We start from the raw sequence: 21,295 nt of genomic DNA on the forward strand, positions 1-21,295 counted from the left end.
GAGGACGCCATGAACGCACCGCGTGAGAGCAAGACCGCTATCGGCAATCACGAACTGCATCCCGAAACGCTGATGCTGAACTACGGATACGACCCGTTTCTGTCCGAAGGCGCGGTCAAGCCGCCGGTGTTCCTGACTTCCACCTTCGTGTTCCCCACGGCCGAGGAAGGACGCGACTTCTTCGACTACGTTGCGGGGCGCAAGGAGCCGCCGCCGGGGCAGGGCCGCGGCCTTGTCTATTCGCGCTTCAACCATCCCAACAGTGAGATCGTGGAGGACCGGCTGGCGGTCTACGAAGGGGCCGATGCCGGGGTGGTTTTCTCATCCGGCATGGCTGCGATCACCACGACGTTGCTTGCCTTTGTACGGCCATGCGAAGTGATCCTGCATTCCCAGCCGCTCTATGGCGGGACCGAGACCCTGCTGGCGAAGACGTTTGCCAACCTCGGCATCGGGGCCGAAGGCTTTTCTGATGGTCTCAGCGAGAGCGCGGTCTGGGCAGCAGCGGAGCGCGCCTTGGCGCGCGGCCCAGTTCCGCTGGTGATGATCGAGAGCCCGGCCAATCCGACCAATGCGCTAGTCGATATCGCGATGGTGGCGCGGGTCTGCGAAGCGATCGGGCAGCGTCAGGAGAAGCGGCCGCTGCTGGTTTGCGACAACACGTTGCTTGGCCCAGTCTACCAGCAGCCGCTGCAGCATGGTGCGGACATTTCGGTCTATTCGCTGACCAAGTACGTCGGTGGGCATTCGGACCTTGTCGCGGGTGCGGCCCTGGGCTCCGCCAAGCTGATGCGCGACGTCCGATTGCTGCGCAGCGCAATCGGAACGCAGCTCGACGCTCACAGTTGCTGGATGCTCGGGCGCTCGCTCGAGACGCTAGGGCTTCGGATGGAGCGGGCCAATGCCAATGCCGTCGCGGCAGCAGAATTCCTAAAGGATCATCCGGCGGTGGAAAGCGTGGCCACACCCATGTTCGCCGACGCAGGTTCGATGGAGGCGGAGGTGTTCGCGCGGCAATGCGGCGGGGCGGGATCGACCTTCTCCTTCGACATTCGTGGCGGGCAGCCGGCGGCGTTCCGCTTCCTCAACGCACTGCAGATCTTCAAGCTGGCGGTCAGCCTCGGCGGTACAGAATCGCTGGCAAGCCACCCAGCGACGACAACCCATTCCGGCGTGCCGGTGGAGTTGCGCGACAAGTTCGGCGTGCGCGATGCAACGGTCCGGTTGTCGATCGGGATCGAGAACCGCGACGATATCGTTGCCGACTTGTCGCAGGCCTTGGCCGCTGCGGAACAATGAGTGATAAAGCGCGCCGTCCTTATTGATCCGCCTTGCGCCGGGCTACTCCTTCACCGTCTCCATCGCCACGAAGGTCGAGGTGCTTGCCACGTGCGGCAGGCTCGAGATCTTTTCGCCCAGAACGGTCCGATAACGGCGGATGTCGGGGGTGCGGACTTTCAGGAGGTAGTCGAAGCTGCTGGCGATCATGTGGCATTCCTCGATCTCGGGGATGCGCAGGACGCCGGCGTTGAATTCCGCGAGCGCCTTGTCGCGCGTGTCGGACAGCTTCACTTCGGCAAAGGCGACGTGGTCCATGCCGAGGCGCGCGTAATCGATCAGGGCGGCGAAGCCGCGGATCACGCCGCCTTCGACGAGGCGTTTGAGGCGGACTTGGCAGGGAGTCTTGGACAGGCCGACCTTTTCGGCAAGCGCGGTGACGGGAATGCGGCCGTCAGCCTGCAGGACCTTCAGGATCTTGCGGTCGTGATCGTCCAGATCGACCGATAATAGGCCGGATTTGTGCATTATCGTCCTTCATATGCCGCATCAAAAGGCAATATAGCTTGCTTATGGAGCCAGTTCGGTGAGATTGCCGTCTGGTCTCGTGGTATGTCAATGGCCATGATCACGCCCTTCGCCTCGTTCGCCCCGCCTGCCCGCCCTGCCACGCCGCTGCGCCGTGAGATTACGTCTGCGGCGCGGATCGATGAGGCCGAGGCTCTCGCGCCGCTGTTGCGCGCGGCGACGTTGCCCGAGGACATGCGCGCGGCCATTCGTGCGACGGCAGGCGATCTCGTAACGGCGCTGCGCAGCGAGCATCGCGGCACGGGCGTTGAAGGGCTGGTGCAGGAATACTCGCTGTCGAGCGAAGAGGGCGTGGCGCTGATGTGCCTGGCCGAGGCGCTGCTGCGCATTCCGGATACGGCGACGCGCGATGCGCTGATCCGTGACAAGATCGCCGATGGCGACTGGAGCGCGCATCTTGGCGGCGGGCGCTCGCTCTTCGTCAATGCGGCATCTTGGGGCCTGGCAGTGACGGGCAAGCTGGTGAGCAGCGTCGATGATCGGGGCCTTGGCGCGGCGCTGACGCGGCTGGTGGCGCGGGCCGGTGAGCCGGTGATCCGGCGCGGCGTGGACCTCGCCATGCGCATGATGGGTGAGCAGTTCGTGACCGGCGAGACCATCGAGCAGGCGGTGGGCCGCGCGCGTGAACTGGAAGCGAAGGGCTTCCGCTACAGCTATGACATGCTGGGCGAGGCGGCGACGACGGCGGCGGATGCGGCACGCTATTATGCCGATTACGAGAAGGCGATCCACGTGATAGGCGCGGCTTCGTCCGGGCGCGGCATTATCGAGGGGCCGGGGATCTCGATCAAGCTTTCGGCGCTGCATCCGCGCTATTCGCGGGCGCAGGCAGGAAGGGTGATGGACGAGCTGCTGCCGCGGGTGAAAACGCTGGCGAAGCTGTGCATGGGCTATGACATCGGGCTGAACATCGATGCCGAGGAAGCCGACCGGCTGGAGCTGTCGCTTGACTTGCTGGAAAGCCTGGCGACCGATCCGGAGCTGGCGGGCTGGAATGGCCTGGGCTTCGTGATCCAGGCTTATGGCAAGCGCTGCCCGGCGGTGATCGACTGGATCATCGATCTGGCGCGGCGGTCGGCACGCCGGATGATGGTGCGGCTGGTCAAGGGCGCCTACTGGGACGCCGAGATCAAGCGCGCGCAGGTGGAAGGACTGGAGGACTTCCCGGTCTATACCCGCAAGGTCCACACCGATGTTGCCTATGTGGCATGCGCGCGCAAATTGCTGGCCGCGCCCGATGCGGTGTTCCCGCAGTTCGCGACGCACAACGCGCAGACGCTGGCGACGATCTATCATTTGGCTGGGCCGGACTATCGACCGGAAGACTATGAATTCCAGTGCCTGCACGGCATGGGCGAGCCGCTGTACGCCCAAGTCGTCGGCACCGACAAGCTCGACCGGCCATGCCGCATCTATGCACCCGTGGGCACGCACGAGACGCTGCTGGCGTACCTGGTGCGGCGCCTGCTGGAGAACGGGGCAAACAGCAGCTTCGTCAACCGCATCGGCGACCCGTCAGTGCCTGTGGCCGAGCTTGTCGCCGACCCGGTTGAGGTGGTGCAGGTGATGCCGCGGCCCGGAGCGAGGCATGACGGGATTGCACTGCCGACGGACATCTATCCCGACCGGCGCAATTCGACAGGGTTGGATCTGGCCTCCGAAGCAGTGCTGGAAAAGTTGACGCGGGATCTTCAAGCGAGCGCGGCGGTGGACTGGCGCGCGGGTGAGGGAGAAGGGCGGGCAGTGCTCAACCCTGCGGATCACGGCGACGTTGTGGGGCATGTAGCCGAAGTCTCGCCCGAGCAGGCGGTCGCCGCCTTGGCGCGGGCGGCGGCTTCGCGCTGGTGGCAGGAACCGGTGGCAAGCCGGGCGGCCAAGCTGGAGCGGGCGGCAAGCGTGATGCAGGCGCGGATGCCGGTGCTGCTGGGGCTGATCATGCGCGAGGCGGGCAAGTCCTTGCCCAACGCGATTGCCGAAGTGCGCGAGGCGATTGATTTCCTGCGCTATTATGCCGCGCAGGCGCGGGCCACATTCGGCGCGGCGCAAGTGCCGCTGGGGCCGGTGGTGTGCATCAGCCCGTGGAACTTCCCGCTGGCGATCTTCACCGGCCAAGTCGCGGCGGCACTAGTGGCGGGAAATGCGGTGCTGGCCAAGCCCGCCGAGGAGACGCCGCTGATCGCTGCCGAAGCAGTGCGCCTGCTGCACGAGGCCGGGGTGCCAGAGGACGCATTGCAACTGGTCTGCGGAGATGGTGCGATCGGGGCGGCGCTGGTGGGCGCAGAGCAGACGGCTGGGGTGATGTTTACCGGATCGACCGAAGTGGCGCGGCTGATCCAGCGGCAACTGGCGGGCAGGCTCTCGGCGGATGGCAGGCCGATCCCGCTGATCGCCGAGACGGGCGGGCAGAATGCGATGGTGGTCGACAGTTCGGCGCTCGCCGAACAGGTTGTGGCCGATGTCATCGCTTCGGCCTTCGACAGCGCCGGCCAGCGCTGCTCGGCGCTGCGGGTGCTCTGTCTTCAGGAAGAGGTGGCCGACCGGACGCTCGCCATGCTGAAGGGGGCGTTGCAGGAATTGCGGATCGGGCGGACCGATGCGCTCGATGTCGATATCGGGCCGGTCATCACCGCCGAGGCGAAGGGCAATATCGAGCGACACATTGAGATGATGCGGGCAAAGGGACTTGCGGTGAGCCAGCTGGCGCTGCCGGACGAGTGCGCGCAAGGGACGTTCGTAGCGCCGACGATCATCGAGATCGGCTCCATGGCAGACCTTGGCCGCGAGGTGTTCGGGCCGGTGCTGCACGTATTGCGCTTCCGGCGCGAAGGGCTGAACCGGCTGATCGACGAGATCAACGCCACCGGCTATGGCCTGACCTTCGGCCTGCACACGCGGCTGGACGAGACGGTCGCGAACGTCACCGCGCGCATTCGCGTCGGCAATATCTACATCAACCGCAACGTGATCGGCGCGATTGTCGGCGTGCAGCCGTTCGGCGGGCGCGGGCTTTCGGGAACCGGGCCGAAGGCGGGCGGGCCGCTCTATCTCGGGCGGTTGGTCAGCCGCGCGCCAGTGTTTGCCGAGCGCGGGGGGCGCGTGCCGGGCGCAGCGCAGGACCTTGCCGACTGGCTCGACGCGCAGGGCGAGGCCGAGCTTGCGCGCAAGGCGCGGCGCTATGCCGATGCCTCGGCGCTGGGGGCGGAGCTGGAGCTGGCGGGGCCGGTGGGTGAGCGCAATCTCTATGCGCTGCATCCGCGCGGATCCGTGCTGCTTGTCCCTGAGACACGCGAGGGCCTCCTCGAGCAGATGGCGGCGGTGCTCGCCACCGGCAATCGCGGCGTGGTGCAGGGGATGGCCCTGCCGGACGGGCTGCCGGAAAGCGTGGCGCGGCGGTTTGCTGCCGGGGGCGAGGGTTATTCGGTCGCGCTGGTCGAAGGCGGGACGGAGCGGGTGCGAGCGGTGCTGGCGCAGGTTGCCGGGATGGAAGGGCCGATCGTGACCGTCCATGCGGCCGATCCGGGAGCGCCGCTGGCGTGGAACTGCGACTGGCTGCTGGAGGAAGTCTCGACCTCGATCAACACGACAGCGGCGGGGGGGAATGCGAGTCTGATGATGATCGGGTGAGGGTGGCCTTTGGTAACGCGGGAGGCGCGCTTGCGATTTGAGCGGGCGTGCGAAGCAAGAAAAGCCAAGTCCCGGATCAGGTCCGGGACGACGGGTTTTGGGTACTCACCGTTGCGGGCTGAATGGCTGGTTTGGGGTGGTTAGCTGCCAGTATACGCTCCAATCTCCTTGTGCGCCGACAATAAGCATTAATGGGATGACCCGCCCTGTCCTTCCATCCACAGTCGAGCGATCAAGAAGGAGGATGCAATGAGCATACGGAACAAGCCAAGAGATGCAGCCGTGTTCGGCATCGACATCGGCAAGACGGTCTTTCACGTCGTCGGCCTCGATGCTTCTCACGCACCGATCCAGAAAGCCACCTTCAGACGGGAGACGTTGCTGCAGTTCTTTGAGCGTGCGTCGCCGGTGTTGGTGGGGATGGAAGCGTGTCCCGGTTCGCAGTGGCTTGCGCGCAAACTTCAAGCGATGGGTCACATTGTGCGGATCGTGCCGGCACAGTTCGTGAAGCCGTTCGTGAAGTCGAACAAGAACGATATCATCGACGCCGAAGCCATCGCAGAAGCGGTAACCAGGCCGACGATGCGCTTCGTGGAGATCCGGTCGCCGGAACAGATTGACCTGCAGGCTCTGCACCGCGTCCGGGACAGGATGATCGCTCATCGCACGCGACTGATCAGTCAGATGCGCGCCTTTTGCCTGGAATACGGCATCGCAATCCACCAAGGTGCCGGCAAGTTCAAAGCCGACATGCCACGGGTGCTCGGGGATATGGACAATGAGCTCACGCCCGCCATGCGCCGAATGCTGACTGAGGTATTCGGGGAACTCGGCGATCTCGAACAGCGCATCGCCGCCATGAACCGCGAGATCGAAGCTATCGCAGCGCGCAGCGATACGGCCCGTCGCTTAATGACTGTACCCGGTGTCGGCCCACTGGGGGCCACCGCCTTGCTTGCATCGGCCGGCACGGGGCGTCAGTTCCGCAAAGCTCGCGATCTGGCGGCATGGCTTGGGCTCGTGCCACGGGAGTACTCTACTGGGGGCAAAACGAGGCTGCTCGGCATCAGCAAACGTGGCAACAAGTACCTCCGGCGCATGATCATCCACGGAGCTAGATCCTGCGTGACGCATCTCGACCGAAGCCGGGACCGCCTGGGGCCATGGCTTGATGGGCTGGAACGCCGAATGCATAAGAACAAGGTCACCGTCGCCTTGGCAGCCAAGATCGCCCGCATCTTGTGGGTCGTGCTGACGAAGCCCGGTGCCAGTTACGAGCGGAGGGATCCAGCCTTCGGCTGATCTGGACCGCTACAGACTGCGAGGTTCGTGAGCGTGATGACGAAACAGTTGACCTGCGTATCGTAAGCTCCGTCAAAAAAACGGGCTACCAGCCCGAAGCATTTATCCGAGAACGATACGCGCGGATCTCATCAAGGCCTGGCCGCAACAGCGGTCCACTCGCGAGAGGCCGGATACATTTGTGCAGACTGGCACCGTCACCACCGATCGACCCTTGCATGGACAGGGCGGGTCATACATTTTTGAGAATATGCGCTTCAACGTCACGCAACACGGATGCATGCTGGCTCTTGCCCTTCCATTTGCGATTTTGCTGTTAATAGCTGGACCAGTTAATTGCGGGCTGCGCTACCAAAGCTGGTCTCAGCTTTCCAAAGATAAACTCATCCAATCCGCGAACTCGTATATCGCGAACCGCGCACCGGGCAACGGTGCCTGCCTTTTCGCAGTTGAATGTAAAAGTGGCCGAGCCCGCCTAAAATTAATCAAGTCAATGAAAGATTGGGACTTCGAGGCGTCCAAGCAGATCGCTTGGGATCGTAAGTTTGACGGTATCTGCCAAGGTCTTACTGCAAACTTCGCATTAGAGTTGGCAAACGACAATCCGCAAAGTCACAATACCTACGAGGGCAGCAGACGCGCTGTTTGGTCTTTTTACAATGATAAGTTCGTTCCCACCAGAACTCGCTTAGGATTTGAAGCATTTAGCGAGGCTGAGACTGAGACTTGCGTAAACTCATATTCGGTCACAACGCCATAAAAATCAAAACCTAATCACCAATTTCGTGGGTTGAACAATGTCCGCAATGGCGTCGTGTCCTGACTGACTGCTTTATGGATCAGATTGCCCGGAAGCCGCCGCTGATCCTCCCTGTTTTTGCGGAGCACAAATGGGGAGGATTTAGCGGAGGATCCGAGCTCGCTTCATCCCATCCTGCCAAAAGGGCCAGTAGGCATCGCGCGCGCCTGTCTGCGATGAAACCGGCAAGGTTGCCGGATTTACAGGTGGCCGCAATGCAAGGTCTTGTTTTTCAGGGCCGGGAGAGCGGGGAATTGCGCCGGGTGTTGACTGCCGACGATCTGATCGCGCGCCATGGCATTCTCAATGCGCTGGCCAATCATAGCCGGGGCGTCGACCGGGCGGATGCGAACCTGCTGGGTTCGGCCTATCATGCCGATGCGACGGTAGATTACGGGTTCTATGCCGGGCCTGCGGCGACGCTGGTGGAGATTCTGGCGGGCGCGCAGAAGGGGGTGCTGCCGACGCTGCATCGCACGTCCAACTGCTGGACCAGGGTCCGGGGTGAGCGGGCCACAGCGGAGTCCTATGTTATTGCCTATGTCGAGGAAGCGGAACTGCAGCGCTTCGTGCTGGGGCGTTATCTTGACCGGCTGGAGTGCCGCGACGGGGAATGGCGGCTGAGCCATCGGACCTATGTCCTCGACGGCAACGTCAACCGCCCGAACAGCGCCGTGCGCTCCGACCCGCCTACAGGCTTTGAACATTTCGTCCCCGCTGGCGGCAAGGGTGCCGCCGATCCGGGCCGGGCGCTGCTCGCCTTCCACGCCGCAAGTGCAAGGAATACTACGATGTCCACGTCACCGAACAAGGAAGCCGCGCTGGAGGCAGCGCTCGCCCGCGCCGAGATCCACGATCTGTGCATGGCCTATGCGCGGGGGGTGGACCGGGCCGATGCCGAACTGCTCGCCTCAATCTTCACCGAGGATTCGACGGTGATTTCAGGCGTGGTCAACGGTTCGGGTAAGGACTTTGCCCGCGAGATCACCGCGTTCGTCTCTGCCAATCTCGAGATGTGCTTCCATTCGGTGGCGAACGAATGGGTCGAGGTGCGCGGCGACGAGGCGGTGGGCGAGCACTACGTCATCGCGCAAATGGTCCAGGCCGGGACCGAGGTGCTGACCGGCGGGCGCTACATCGACCGCTATGTCCGCCGCGACGGGCGCTGGCTGATCCAGAGCCGGACTTTCGTGGCCGACTGGAGCCATTCGCACGAATCCACGATGCAGCGCGACGGCTTCTACGAGGCGCTGACCAACCGGGGCTGCTTCGGTCGGCAGGACCCTGTCTATGCCCACTGGGCGGCTTGAGGAAGGACGCATGATGAGCATTCGCGGACACGTTCCCCTGCCGATGGACGGGCGCGATCCTTCGCACCTGCGCGGCGATCCGATCACCGGTGAGCGCTACTTCTCCGCCGAGTTTGCGAAGAAGGAATGGGACCACATGTGGACGCGCATCTGGCATATTGCCGGGCGCACCGCTGACATTCCCGAAGCCGGGGATTTCCTCGTGCACAACTTCATGAAGGAATCGGTGATCGCGGTTCGCCAGGAAGATGGCACGGTCCGGGCCTTCTACAATTCCTGCGGCCATCGCGGGATGCGGATGGTCCATGATTCAAGCTCGGTCGAGGCGTTCCACTGCCCCTACCACGGCTGGAAGTGGGGCATCGACGGCGTGCTCAGGCACGCGCAGGACGCCGACGTCGATTTCAAGGCGGGCAACCCCTGCGGAAAGCTGAAGCTGAAGGAACTGCGCTGCGACATCTGGGGCGGGTTCGTGTGGTATTCGATGGCGGACGACAGCCCGTCGCTGATGGACTTCCTCGAGCCGATGCCGGAGCTTTATCGCAACTACCCGATGGACAAGGCCGTGCGGGTGGCGTGGTACCGGATCGAGATCAACGCCAACTGGAAGTTCGTTACCGACAACTTCTCGGAAAGCTATCACACCCGCACCGCGCACCCGCAGGTGCCGCCGTGGATCGACCAGGACGTGGATTCCGCGCGGCACGAGATGTGGCCCAGGGGCCATGGCCGCACGGTGCAGCCGATGCGCCCGTCGCTGACTGACCGGCCTGAGGGCGGCGGCAATGCCATGTTCGAGGCGGAGCTGGCCAAGTGGGACATCGATCCTGCGTCCTACGCAAGTTACGAGGACTTCGCGCTGCAGGGCTGGCTCGACCTCAAGGCGGCCAAGCAGAAGCTGTGGCGCGAGAAGGGCTATCTCCACTACGAGCACATGGACGACGAGGAGATCACCGACAGCCCGCATACGGTGATGTTCCCCAACGTGACGATCAGCTTCCTGCCCGACAACCTGATCCTGTTCCGCAGCGAACCCCACGCGACCGATCCGGAGAAATGCTATTTCGACCTGTGGTGCATGGCCTTTCCGGTCGAGGGGCAGAGCGAGGTCCAGTCGATCATGGCGGGGATGAAACCCTTGCGCGAAGTGGCCGAGTGCGAGCACCGCGTGTTCGATGGCGGGCGCGGGGTTCCGGAACTTGCCGGGCAGATCGTCTATCAGGATATGGAACTGGCCGAGGCAATGCAGGCGGGGATGCACTCGCGTGGGTACACCGACGCCTATCTCTCCGATCAGGAGACGCGCATCCGGTTCTTCCACGAAGTGCTGAACGACTGGATCGAAGGGCGGCAAGGTCGCTGACACCATCAAGCCAAGAAGAATTTCCCGGAGAGAGACCCGATGAGTGGTGATGAGATGACGTGGGATCGCGAGGCGGATGTTGTCGTGCTCGGTTCGGGCGGTGCAGCACTGACGGCGGCGATTGCGGCGCATGACCACGGCGCGAAGGAGGTGGTGATCCTCGAGCGCTCCGGAATGGTCGGTGGCACCACTGCGATGTCCGGTGGTATGCTGTGGATTCCGGGCAATCATCACCAGCTCGCCGCAGGGATCGAAGATTCGGACGAGGACGTCGTTGCCTACCTTGACGGTCTTGCGCCGGGGGCGCTTGACCCCGAAACCCTATGGGCATTCATGCAGGGCGGGCCTGAGATGTTGCGCTATCTGGAAGAGAATACGCCAGTGCGGATGTGTTCCTTTTCAGACTTCCCGGACTATCAGCCCTATTCCCCGGGCGCGAAGCCCGACGGCGGGCGCTCGCTCGACAACGAGGCATTCTGCTTTGCCCGGCTGGGCAAGTGGGCAGCACGGGTGAACCCCAGCAAGATGGCCTACCCGTTGCGCGGCAGCCTGATCGAGGCGACGCGCGGCACGCTCGACGAGGCGACGCTGGCCGAGCGCGAGGCAGGCGACTATCGCGGGCTGGGACAGGCGCTGGTCGGTTCGCTGTTCCTTGGCGTGATCGAACGGGGCATTCCGGTGGAATTCGAGAAGCGCGCGCGCAAGCTGGTCAAGGATGGTGAGCGGGTAATCGGCGTCGTGGCCGAGGACGCGAACGGCAAGGACTTTCGCGTGCGGGCGCGGCGCGGCGTGGTCATCGCCACTGGCGGGTTCGAATGGAACGAGACGCTGGTCAAGGCCTTCATCCGCGGACCACTCACCGGCCCGGTGAGCGTGCCCGAGAACGAAGGCGACGGCCTGCTCATGGCGATCGAGGCTGGCGCGCAGCTTGGCAACATGCAGAACGCGTTCTGGATGCAGAGCGTACTGGAGTTCAAGCCGCAGCACCGCAACGCCAAGCCAAACTACATGCTTGGCTCGGACGAGCGCGCCCGTCCCGGCGCGATCCTCGTCAACCGCAAGGGAAAGCGCTTCGTCAACGAGGCGGCGAACTACAACGCGCTGGGCAAGTCGCTCCATGCCTTCGAGGGCGGCACGCATGAGTATGCCAACCTGCCTTACTGGCTGATCATCGACCAGCGTTACCGCGACAAGTACCCGCTGTTCAATTCGCAGCCGGGAAGCCCGACACCGAGCTACGCCATCGAGGCGGCAACGCTGGCCGAACTGGCGGAGAAGGCCGGCATCGATCCGGCAGGGCTGGAGGCCGAAGTTGCGCGCTTCAATCAGATGGTTCGCAACGGTCATGACGACGATTTCAACCGCGGCGATACCACCTATGACAACTTCTACATGTGGGGCGACATGGCGTTCGACCCTCCCTACCGCACGCTTGGGGTGATCGATCAGGGACCGTTCTATGCGGTGAAGATGGAGGCGGGAGCTTTGGGTACGGCAGGCGGCCCGAAGACCAACGCCGATGCGCAAGTGTTGGACTGGAGCGGCAATCCCATTCCCGGACTATACGCGGCGGGCAATGCCATGGCGGCCGTGCTGGGCGAGGTCTACGGCGGTGCCGGCGGTACGCTGGGGCCGGGGCTGACCTTCGGCTATCTAGCGGGCAAGCATCTCGGTTCGCACATCTCCAACCATTGATCCATGTTGGCTTGCGGCGTGCTTGCCAGCATGGCCATCGCACAAGGTGACCGCTTGGTCCTTCGGGGCGGAACTGGTGGATGAACAGAAGCTTCTCTCGGCTCAAACCCAGAGGAGAGACAGCAATGCCCGCATCCGCCATTTTCGACAACCACGCACAAGCGGAACGCGCCGTCGGAGATCTCCGCGGCCTTGGCGTGCGCGACAGCCAGATGTCAGTCATCGCGCACCACAGAGGCACGACCACGACACGCTCTGGCGATGGCGAGGTGACGGACGAACATCACCGCAATGTGTTGCGCGGCATAATCGGCGGCGGCGCATTGGGCGCAGGGTTAGGCGTTGCAGCCTTGGCGATACCCGGCGTCGGACCCTTGGCTGCGGCTGGCGCGATCGCGGCTTCGGCGGTACCCGAGGCTATCGGCATCGGCGCGGCGCTTGGCGCGATTGGCGGTTCGTTGAACGAGGTGCTGACCAAGCACGGCATCGATGAGGCCGACGCGACCTACTACAACGACCGGATGAAGGATGGAGCCGTTCTTGTGACGGTCGAGGACGACTTCGCCGACAGTAATCAAGTAACGGAAATCCTGCACCGCAATGGCGGCCACAACGCGACCACGCCACGGATGATCTGACCTTAACGCAGCGCCGTACGCGGAATGCTGATGGCGCAGAATACACCTTCGGGGCGGAACTGGTAATCCAGTTTCCCCCCGATGCCGTGGGTGACCGACCGTTCTATCAGCCTTGTACCAAAGCCTTTTGCGGAAGGCTCTGCAACGGCTGGGCCGCCCGCTTCTGCCCATCTCAGCACCAGCGCCGCGTCGTCCTCGGACGAACTGCTGCAGGTAACCTCGACGCTGCCCTCGGTCGAGAGCGCGCCATACTTCGCCGAGTTCGTCGCCAATTCGTGCAGAACCATGCCCAGCGCCTGGGCCGTGGCAGACGTCAGAATGAGGTTGGAGGTTTCGTCCCCAAGTGCAAACTCGATTCCGTAAGGCGTCAGTTCGTCTGAGATGAGCGCCTGCAATGGCACGCCGTTCCAGCGGTTTTCCGACAGGTGACTGTGAGCGCGGCTGATGGCGGAAATGCGACCGATCAGGGCATCCTTGAATTCGCTGACTGTGCCCTGCGCTTTCATCATCTGGACGATCGACTGGACCACGGCGAGCAGGTTCTTGGCGCGGTGATCGACTTCACGCGTGAGCAGATCCTCACGTTCGCGCGCTTGCTTGAGGTCGGTGATCTCGACACAGAAAATACCTACGCCCCGCCGAAATCCGTCTGGGCCGTGAACGGGGTAGAACACTTCCGACCAAGTGCGCTTCACGCCTGGCTTTGCCGGTGTCTCGCCGGTGATCTCCACCCCGCGCAGCACTTCGCCGCTTTCCAGGACCTTGCGCAAGAGCGGTTCCGCCGAGGAGCGCAAGTCGGGGAGAAGATCCCACACGCTTTGCCCTAGATGATCCTCGGCTGAAAACCCGTTCATATCCGCAAGAGCCGCGTTGATGCGGGCGAATTTGAGATCGCCATCGAGCAGGCCAAGGCCGACAGGAGCCTCGTCATAGATTGCCTGCAACTCGTCGATCACGCCAAGGAGGTGCGCCTTCTGTTCGGCCTGATCGCGGCCTTCGCGTTCAAGCGCCTCTTTTGCGGCGATGAGGTTCATCGCGCTGGTGCAGAGCGAGTGGACGACTTCGAGCACGATTATGGTGCTGGGAATATAGACCAGCATGGCCACCGGCGCGCCCGGCTGCATGCCAAGGCCCGTCCCGGAATTCAGGAACAGATAGCCAGCGCATATCCATGCCAGAGTCGCCGCGATATAGCCTGGTAAGCGGCCTCCGAGAAAAGTCGCGATGACAATTGACGGATAGAAGGGCAGAAGCGGCGCAGGTGGCGGCGTGCCCATGGCGAGCCGAACCACGAGAGCGAATGCGATCAGGCCGATGGCGGACAGTACGCCAGGAACGGGGCGGCCGAGAAAAACATGGCACAGTGAGAACGGCCATCGACCAAACAGGTGCGCTTCGCCTTGCTGGCGACCCGATTGCATCCCCCATCACCCTTTCGGCAGGTGCACGCGCAGCCGGATGACTGCGTATGCTCATCTTGCCCGAGTTTGCCTGCGTGGCAATCCCTGCGCGATGCTGAACCCTTGAAAAAGCGTCAATTATGGCAAAGTGAAACGCGGCTGGCGCGCATGTCACAACATAGGTTAGCGAACCTGCGATGAGCTGCGACAGGTCATGGCTTGGCCGCGGTCGCCAATCCGTTTGCAGGCCACCAAGACAGCGTGTGCACATCGTGCGCCGAGGTCCAGATGCCCTTGGGCGTATAACGCAGTGCGCCGCTGCCCGCTGGCTTTCCACCACGCTGGGCGACGGTCATGGTCACCGGATCGATTGCCGCCCAGACCTGATCGTCGGTGGTGCGCAGCCAGACCTTGCCGCCGCCGGTGTCGATATCACCCCATTTGAGGTTGGCCCCGACCTTGACCCGTCCGACGACCTGGCCCGTGGCCGGATCGGCGCGAACGAGTGTGCCATCGCCCTGTTCCTGCACCCAAATGCCACCTTCGCCCGCAGCGAGGAAGCCCGGCATCGTGCCGAGCGCAGCGCGGGCGACGACGGTGTTGGTGGCGGGATCGATCTTCTGCAGCGTCTGCTTCGTGGCGCTGACCGCCCAGACGGCATCATAACCGAAGGTCACGTACCAGGTATCAGGATCGACCGGGATGGAGGCGACGACCGTGTTGGTCTCGGGATCGACGCGAGCGACCGCGCCTTCGGGCTTGCTCGCCAGCCAGATCGAGCCGGCACCATTGGCGACGATCAGCTCGCCCTGCTTCTGGTTGGCAATTCCGGTGGGGATCGTGGCGGTGATCTTCGCGGTTTCGAGATCGATCCGCACCAGCGAGCCATCGCCGCAGTTGGCGACCCACAGTGAACCGAACGCCACGGTCAGCGCACCGCAGGGGCGGGCGACGGCAACTTCCGCAAGCTTGCCGGTGCGTGACCACTTTTCGACCTTGCCGCGATTGGTCGCCCACACAGCGTCGCCATCGACGGCGAGGAAATCGGCGAAACCGGGAACGGTCTGCGCCTGTTCGACCTGCGCGTGGGCGAGGGTGGGGACGAGGGCGGCGGCGGCGAGAAGCAGTTTGCGAAGCATCTGTTTTCTTCCTGACAGCTCCGGAAACCCTCCCCGCTGCGACTAATTTCGCCTTTGGCTCAATAAGTCTCGCTCCCCTCCCTCAAGGGAGGGGTGGGGGTGGGTTTACGACGCCTGTTTTGGCAAACGACGTGGACTTTGGGGCTTAGCTACGCGAGGCGATATAGGCGCGCCATCCGCCAAGGTGCGTAATGTCTTCGGCTCCGGTAAGGGCGCGCGGTTCGGCGACGAAGCCCTTTACGCTGCTGCCGTCCGCCAGCGTGACGGTGCCGATGGCGAGCGGCGGCGGAACCTCGACGGTGAAGCTGCCGAACTCGGCGACGCCCAACTCGTAGACCTCCAACTTGATTGCCGCCCCACCTTCATCGAATACTAGCGCGGGCTTCGGCGGCACGCTGTTGGCGATCGCGTAGAGCCTGTACGTCGGTGCGGTTTCAAAGGCGCCGACGAACTTCGCATTTCGGGAGGTCAACTGCCAGTGCAGCGGCATGCCTTCGAGGTGTGCGCCAACAACGGCCAGTTTCACGGTCTGCATCTTGCCCTCCAGATCGAGCGGGGGTGGGGGAGAAAGGTTGGCGGCAGCGAGCCACGCATCGGCGGCATCGAGCAGGGCGCGATCTGTGGCGGCCGGGCCGATCAGGGTGATGCCAAAGCCGGTGCCGTTGTGGCGGGTGCCGGCCGGCACGGCGACGGCGGCCATGTCGAGCAGGTTCACGAAGTTGGTGTAGAACCCGAGGTTGCTGTTCAAGGCGACAGGGGCGACCGCCAGTTCGGCCACGCGATAGGTCGTGCCGGTCGTGGGGAAGGCCAACATATCGACGCTTTGCCACAACTGATCCGCATGGCGTTTCAGCTCGGCCATGCGGTACAAGCCGTTCCACAGTTCGACGGCGGTCTTGTCCCACCCTGCCTCGACCACGGTGCGCACGGTGGGGTCGACAGCTTCGGGGTTGTCCTTGAGAAGTGCGGCGATGGCAGCGGTGCGTTCGGCCACCCACGGTCCGCCATAGAGCAGTTGCGCGGCTTCGAGCAGCGGGGCGATATCGATTTCGACCACTTCTGCACCTTGCGCCAGCGTGGCGAGGGCATGATCATAGAAGAACTCGGACTCGCCATCGCCAAAGAATGCCCGCTGATCGCGGCGAGGCACGCCGATGCGCCTGGGGTTGAGCGGGGCTTCGGTGAGTTGGCGCGACCATGGATCGCCAACGTCAAATCCGGCCAGCGCATGGTCGACGAGACGCGCGTCGATGGTGTCGCAGGCGAACACGGTGATGCAGTCGATCGAGCGGCAGGCCGGAACAAGGCCCCTGGTGCTCCAGCGGCCCTTGGTCGGCTTGAAGCCGATCAAGTGGTTGAACGCGGCGGGCACGCGGCCCGAACCTGCGGTATCGGTGCCAAGCGCGATGGGCACCAGGCCAGCGGCAACCGCGATGGCTGAGCCGGAGCTGGACCCACCGCTGACGTAGTCCCGGTTATAGGCATTGCGCGGAATGCCATAGGGGCTGCGCGTACCGACAAGGCCGGTAGCGAACTGATCGAGGTTGGTCTTGCCCACGCAGATCGCGCCTGCGGCCTTGAGCCTGGCAATGACCGTGGCGTTTTCCGCGGGCGCATAGGCGAAAGCCGGGCAGGCCGCGGTGGTCTGGAGCCCCGCCACGTCGATGTTGTCCTTTGCGGCATAGGGCACACCGGCGAGGGGGAGGACTTCGCCGGCTGCAATCCGGGCGTCGACTGCTCGGGCCTGCGCAAGCAAGTCCTCCGCCGTGTCGCGGCTGATCCACACTTGCGGCTGGACCGCATCGTAGGTGGCAATGCGGGCGAGCGTTTCCTCCATGACGGAGACGGCGGGCGTCGTGCCGGCATTGACGCCGGCAGCGATGGCTGCGGCGCTGCGGCGGTCGAGCACGGTCATGCGCTCCTCCGCAGGGCCAGCATCGGCGTGCCGGGCTGTAGCGGCTGTCGTTCCTTGATGTAGAGCGCAGCCACCGTGCCGGCGCCGGGGCTTTCGACCGGGCATTCCATCTTCATTGCCTCGATCACCGCGATGGTCTCGCCTGCCTGAACCGTGTCGCCGGGCTGAACGAGCAGCTTCCACACGCTGCCGCCGAAGGGTGCTTCGATCAGGTCCGCGCCCTCGGGCACGTCCACCGCGTTTTCTGCCGGAGCCTCGCTCTCGGCAAGCGCACTGACCCGGTCGAACTCGCCCCGGCGCTCCCACTCGGCGCGCTCGGCATCGAAGGCGGCCGTGCGGCGCGCTTCGAACGCGGCGATGTCATCGGCGTTGTCGGACAGGAACTTGCGGTAGTCTGACAGGCGAAATTCCGACGGTTCGATCTTCAGGGAGCGCTTGCCGCTGGGGAAATCGCGGCGCCACTCGGCCAGTTCCTCGGCGCTGACCGGATAGAAGCGGATCTGGTCGAAGAAGCGCAGGAGCCAGGGCTTGCCCTCGATGAAGTCTGCCGTCTGCCGGTGCGTGTTCCATACCTGCACGGTGCGGCCGAACAACTGGTAGCCGCCGGGTCCCTCCATGCCATAGATGCACATGTAGGCGCCGCCGATGCCGACGACATTGGGCGGCGTCCAGGTGCGCGCGGGGTTGTACTTGGTGGTGACGAGGCGGTGGCGCGGATCGACCGGCGTGGCAACCGGCGCGCCGAGGTAGACATCGCCCAGCCCCATGACGAGATAGCTCGCCTCGAAGATCAGGTTCTCCACCGCCGCCACGTCGGGCAAGCCGTTGATGCGGCGGATGAACTCGATATTGTCCGGGCACCACGGCGCATCGTCGCGGACCGCGCTCATGTACTTCTCGATGGTCTCGATCGTGGCCGGATCGCGCCAGCTGAGCGGCAGGTGGACAATGCGCGAGGGGATGGCGAAGTCCTCGAGATCGCCGAGGCGCTCCTCTGCCGCCATGAGCGCGGAAAGGGCAGCGGCTTGCGTGAGACTGCGTCCATCGAAATGCAGCTGGAGCGAGCGGATGCCGGGCACGACGTCGATCACGCCGGGCAGGGCCATGCGCTCCAACTCCGTCATCAGCGCGTGGACGCGGATGCGCAGTTCCAGATCGAGGACGAGCGGCCCGTATTCGACGAGGATGTTGCGATCGCCCTGCTGGCGATAGACGACGCCGGGGCGTCCGGGCGCGGCCTCGATTGCCCCGAGGATCGGCGTCTGGGTGGCGGCATCGCAGGGGCGGCTGGAGGCGGGCTTGGCGCCAGTTGCGAGGTATTCCTGCTGGGCACGGTCGGCGGCAGTCGCCTCCTCCATTGTTACGGGCACGAAGCGCACCCGGTCACCTGGAACGAGCTGGCCGATCTTCCACCGATCAGCCGCGATCACCACGAAGGGGCAGACGAAGCCGCCAAGCGAGGGACCATCGGGGCCGAGGATGATCGGCATGTCGCCGGTAAAGTCCACCGCACCAATGGCATAGGCGTTGTCGTGGATATTGGACGGGTGCAGGCCCGCTTCCCCCCCATCACGCCGCGCCCATTCGGGCTTGGGGCCGACAAGGCGCACGCCAGTGCGATTGGAATTGTAGTGCACCTGCCACTCGGCGGTGACCACCATGTCGATGTCGGCTTCGGTAAAGAAGTCCGGCGCGCCATGGGGACCGTAAAGCACGCGAACGCACCATTCATTGGGGAGAGCGGGGAGCGCGGCAGGAGCGAGTGGTTTGCCAGTCGGTTCATGGGCGAGGTGAAGGACATCCCCGGCGACGAGGCGGCGCGCCGCGTGGCCGCCGAACTGGCCGAGTTCGAAGGTGCTGCGGCTGCCGAGGTAGGGGGCGATGTCGAGCCCTCCGGCAACGAGCAGGTAGCCGCGCATGCCGCCGCCCTTGGCCCTGCCGACGACCAGCGTTTGCCCTGCCTTTGCCTCGAAGAGTTGCCCTGGAGTTACCGGTTTGCCCTCGAGAGTTGCGCCGAAGTCCGCACCGGTGAGGCACAGGGTTGCATCGGCGCCGAACTGGAGCGTGGGGCCGGTGACGGTCATCTCCAGCCCGGCGGTACCTTCAGGATTGCCGAGCAGGCGGTTGCCGAGGCGGAAGGACTGGTCGTCCATCGGGCCAGAGGGCGGCACGCCCACGGCCCAGAGATGCTGGCGGCCGGGCCAGTCCTGCACGGTGGTGGCCGTTCCGCCACTCAGCACGCGGATTGATTGGGTTCTGAAAACAACGTCTTCGAGTGCGCGTGTTGAGACTTCACCTGAAGTGAAGGCAGGCGCGGCGACGACGCTGCGCAGCCAGCGCAGGTTGGTTTCGATGCCATCGACGCGGGACTTGACCAGCGCTTCCTGCATGGCAGAGACGGCCTCGGCGCGGGTGGGCGCGTGGACGATCAGCTTGGCAAGCATCGGATCGTACCAGGCGCTGACCTCGGTGCCCGCCATGACCCAGGTTTCGGCGCGGATGTCGGCCGGAAACTCGACACAGGTCAGGGTGCCCGAGGTGGGGCGGTAATCGAGCGCGGGGTCTTCGGCGTAGAGGCGGATCTGAACCGAATGGCCGCTGGGGGTGATGGGGGCGCTATCGAGGAAGCTGTAGTCCCCGGCAGCGCCGCGGATCATCCATTCCACCAGATCGACGCCCATGACCATTTCGGTCACGCCGTGTTCGACCTGTAGCCGGGTGTTCATTTCGAGGAAAAAGAATTCCTTGCGCTCGGAATCGTAGAGGAATTCTACGGTGCCCGCCGAACGATAGCGGGCTGCTTCGCCGAGGCGGATGGCGGCTGCGTAAAGCGCCTGACGGACCTCTTCGGGCAGGAGCGGGGCGGGGGCTTCCTCGACGACTTTCTGGTTGCGGCGCTGGAGCGAGCAGTCGCGCTCGCCCAAGGCGACAACGCGGCCCTCGCCATCGCCGAAGATCTGAACTTCGACATGGCGGGCGCGGCGGACGAAGCGTTCGAGGAAGACACCGGCGTCGCCAAAATTGCTTTGGCCGAGGCGGGCAACGGCGGCAAAGCCTTCGCGGATGTCGTTAGCGGTTTCGCACACGCGCATGCCGATGCCGCCACCGCCTGCCGTGGCCTTGAGCATGATCGGGAAACCGATGGCGTCTGCTGCGGCGAGCGCTTCGTCCTCGCTGGTCAGCAGGTTGCTGCCCGGCGCAAGGGGGACGCCATGGGCAGCGGCAAGCTCGCGAGCGCTGTGCTTTAGGCCGAAAGTGCGGATGTTGTCGGGCGTGGGGCCGATGAAGACGATGCCGGCTTCGGCACAGGCGGCGGCAAACTCGGTGTTTTCGGAGAGGAAGCCGTAGCCCGGATGGATTGCACCGGCGCCGGTGCGCTTGGCCGCTTCGATGATCGCGGCGATGTTGAGGTAGCTTTCCGAAGGTCTCGCGCCGCCAATGCACACGGCCTCGTCAGCATGCGCAACATGGAGCGAGGCTTCGTCGGCCTCGGAATAGACCGCGATCGAGCGCAGGCCCATCTTTCGCAAGGTGCGGATGATGCGTGTGGCGATGGCGCCGCGATTGGCGATCAGTACCGTGTCGAATGCGGGGGCCATGCTCATGCCGCGACGATCATGCGGACGGGGGTGGGGTTGAAGGCGTTGCAGGGGTTGTTGATCTGCGGGCAGTTGGAAACGACGACGATCACGTCCATCTCTGCGCGCAGGTCCACTGTGAGGCCAGGGGCGGAAATGCCGTCAACGATGCCAAGCGCCCCGTCAGCCTCGACCGGCACGTTCATGAAGAAGTTGATGTTGGAGACGATGTCGCGCTTGCCGCGGCCTTCCCAGAGGTTGGCCTCCAGAAAGTTCTCGACGCAGGCATGTTGCGACTTGGTGTGATGTCCATAACGCAAGGTATTGGATTCGCACGAACACGCGCCGCCGATGGTGTCGTGATACTCGACCGCGCTGCCGGTGATGGTCATCAGCGGGCGGCCTTCGTTGGAAAGCAGCACGGTGCCTTCGCGCAGGAACAGGTTCCCCTGTGCGGCGACAGTATCCTGCGCGCTGTAGCGTTCGGAATCATCGGCGGCGCTGTAGATCAGGAAGTCGACCGCCTGGTTGCCTTCGAGATCGACGATGCGCAGCGTCTCGCCCTGCTTCACGTGGTGCGCCCAGGGCGCGCGGGCGGGGACGATCTCGTCGTGGACGATGCTGCCGGAAAGGCCGGAGATGTGGGGGTCGGTCATCGGTCCTGTC

General features: G+C 64.1%; 14 protein-coding genes. 8 read left to right on the forward strand and 6 right to left on the reverse strand.

Annotated elements, in window-relative coordinates; all coding sequences use genetic code 11:
- Positions 1–9 precede the first annotated feature (9 nt).
- Positions 10–1,299, forward strand: a complete 1,290-nt coding sequence (locus tag AC3WLM_RS14525; protein WP_492477744.1) for a cystathionine gamma-synthase family protein — start codon at positions 10–12, stop codon at positions 1,297–1,299.
- Positions 1,300–1,341: 42 nt separating this feature from the next.
- Here AC3WLM_RS14525 and AC3WLM_RS14530 read toward each other — a convergent pair whose 3' ends face one another.
- Positions 1,342–1,806, reverse strand: coding sequence for an Lrp/AsnC family transcriptional regulator (locus AC3WLM_RS14530; protein ID WP_492477745.1), 465 nt, complete (start codon positions 1,804–1,806; stop codon positions 1,342–1,344).
- A 90-nt stretch (positions 1,807–1,896) separates the two neighbouring features.
- Here AC3WLM_RS14530 and putA point away from each other — a divergent pair, with 90 nt between their 5' ends.
- The 7 genes from putA (at position 1,897) to AC3WLM_RS14565 (ending at position 12,597) form a co-directional block, all read left to right on the forward strand.
- On the forward strand, positions 1,897–5,490 hold the full coding sequence (putA, locus tag AC3WLM_RS14535; RefSeq protein ID WP_492477746.1) for a trifunctional transcriptional regulator/proline dehydrogenase/L-glutamate gamma-semialdehyde dehydrogenase: 3,594 nt from the start codon (positions 1,897–1,899) through the stop codon (positions 5,488–5,490).
- Between the two features lie 249 nt (positions 5,491–5,739).
- The gene (locus AC3WLM_RS14540) at positions 5,740–6,792 is read left to right on the forward strand and encodes an IS110 family RNA-guided transposase (protein WP_039338337.1); all 1,053 of its coding nucleotides are present in this window, start codon (positions 5,740–5,742) and stop codon (positions 6,790–6,792) included.
- Between the two features lie 280 nt (positions 6,793–7,072).
- Entirely contained in the window at positions 7,073–7,552 is a 480-nt protein-coding gene (locus AC3WLM_RS14545) for a hypothetical protein (protein WP_492477747.1), read from the forward strand.
- A 302-nt stretch (positions 7,553–7,854) separates the two neighbouring features.
- Positions 7,855–8,901, forward strand: a complete 1,047-nt coding sequence (locus AC3WLM_RS14550) for a nuclear transport factor 2 family protein (protein WP_492478135.1) — start codon at positions 7,855–7,857, stop codon at positions 8,899–8,901.
- A gap of 13 nt (positions 8,902–8,914) precedes the next feature.
- Positions 8,915–10,264: an aromatic ring-hydroxylating oxygenase subunit alpha gene (locus AC3WLM_RS14555; RefSeq protein ID WP_492477748.1), complete on the forward strand. Its 1,350-nt coding sequence runs from the start codon at positions 8,915–8,917 to the stop codon at positions 10,262–10,264.
- 39 nt (positions 10,265–10,303) lie between these two features.
- Positions 10,304–11,959: an FAD-binding protein gene (locus AC3WLM_RS14560; protein ID WP_492477749.1), complete on the forward strand. Its 1,656-nt coding sequence runs from the start codon at positions 10,304–10,306 to the stop codon at positions 11,957–11,959.
- 125 nt (positions 11,960–12,084) lie between these two features.
- A complete protein-coding gene (locus tag AC3WLM_RS14565) occupies positions 12,085–12,597 on the forward strand; it encodes a hypothetical protein (RefSeq protein ID WP_492477750.1) in 513 nt (170 codons plus the stop codon).
- A 2-nt stretch (positions 12,598–12,599) separates the two neighbouring features.
- Here the strand turns inward: AC3WLM_RS14565 and AC3WLM_RS14570 are convergent, their stop codons facing one another.
- From AC3WLM_RS14570 to AC3WLM_RS14590, 5 genes are all read right to left on the reverse strand, one after another.
- A complete protein-coding gene (locus AC3WLM_RS14570; protein ID WP_052242420.1) occupies positions 12,600–14,018 on the reverse strand; it encodes a sensor histidine kinase in 1,419 nt (472 codons plus the stop codon).
- A 191-nt stretch (positions 14,019–14,209) separates the two neighbouring features.
- Positions 14,210–15,136, reverse strand: a complete 927-nt coding sequence (locus tag AC3WLM_RS14575; RefSeq protein WP_492477751.1) for a Vgb family protein — start codon at positions 15,134–15,136, stop codon at positions 14,210–14,212.
- A gap of 145 nt (positions 15,137–15,281) precedes the next feature.
- Positions 15,282–17,051, reverse strand: a complete 1,770-nt coding sequence (atzF, locus tag AC3WLM_RS14580; protein WP_492477752.1) for an allophanate hydrolase — start codon at positions 17,049–17,051, stop codon at positions 15,282–15,284.
- Positions 17,048–20,656, reverse strand: coding sequence for an urea carboxylase (gene uca, locus AC3WLM_RS14585; protein ID WP_492477753.1), 3,609 nt, complete (start codon positions 20,654–20,656; stop codon positions 17,048–17,050). Before uca ends, atzF begins: the two co-directional genes overlap by 4 nt.
- Positions 20,653–21,285 (reverse strand): urea amidolyase associated protein UAAP2, encoded by a 633-nt coding sequence (locus AC3WLM_RS14590; RefSeq protein WP_492477754.1) that lies wholly within the window; start codon positions 21,283–21,285, stop codon positions 20,653–20,655. The genes uca and AC3WLM_RS14590 overlap by 4 nt, the downstream gene beginning before the upstream one ends.
- Positions 21,286–21,295 lie beyond the last annotated feature (10 nt).

It is taken from the genome of Novosphingobium sp. FW305-C-30-35, assembly GCF_058783135.1.

What these genes read in the sequence shown, in the direction of transcription:
- AC3WLM_RS14575 (WP_492477751.1), bottom strand. Translation starts at nt 15,136, where the DNA reads ATGCTTCGCAAACTGCTTCTCGCCGCCGCCGCCCTCGTCCCCACCCTC.
- AC3WLM_RS14530 (WP_492477745.1), bottom strand. Translation starts at nt 1,806, where the DNA reads ATGCACAAATCCGGCCTATTATCGGTCGATCTGGACGATCACGACCGC.
- AC3WLM_RS14560 (WP_492477749.1), top strand. Translation starts at nt 10,304, where the DNA reads ATGAGTGGTGATGAGATGACGTGGGATCGCGAGGCGGATGTTGTCGTG.
- atzF (WP_492477752.1), bottom strand. Translation starts at nt 17,051, where the DNA reads ATGACCGTGCTCGACCGCCGCAGCGCCGCAGCCATCGCTGCCGGCGTC.
- AC3WLM_RS14570 (WP_052242420.1), bottom strand. Translation starts at nt 14,018, where the DNA reads ATGCAATCGGGTCGCCAGCAAGGCGAAGCGCACCTGTTTGGTCGATGG.
- AC3WLM_RS14545 (WP_492477747.1), top strand. Translation starts at nt 7,073, where the DNA reads ATGCTGGCTCTTGCCCTTCCATTTGCGATTTTGCTGTTAATAGCTGGA.
- uca (WP_492477753.1), bottom strand. Translation starts at nt 20,656, where the DNA reads ATGAGCATGGCCCCCGCATTCGACACGGTACTGATCGCCAATCGCGGC.
- AC3WLM_RS14525 (WP_492477744.1), top strand. Translation starts at nt 10, where the DNA reads ATGAACGCACCGCGTGAGAGCAAGACCGCTATCGGCAATCACGAACTG.
- AC3WLM_RS14590 (WP_492477754.1), bottom strand. Translation starts at nt 21,285, where the DNA reads ATGACCGACCCCCACATCTCCGGCCTTTCCGGCAGCATCGTCCACGAC.
- AC3WLM_RS14555 (WP_492477748.1), top strand. Translation starts at nt 8,915, where the DNA reads ATGAGCATTCGCGGACACGTTCCCCTGCCGATGGACGGGCGCGATCCT.
- AC3WLM_RS14540 (WP_039338337.1), top strand. Translation starts at nt 5,740, where the DNA reads ATGAGCATACGGAACAAGCCAAGAGATGCAGCCGTGTTCGGCATCGAC.
- putA (WP_492477746.1), top strand. Translation starts at nt 1,897, where the DNA reads ATGGCCATGATCACGCCCTTCGCCTCGTTCGCCCCGCCTGCCCGCCCT.
- AC3WLM_RS14565 (WP_492477750.1), top strand. Translation starts at nt 12,085, where the DNA reads ATGCCCGCATCCGCCATTTTCGACAACCACGCACAAGCGGAACGCGCC.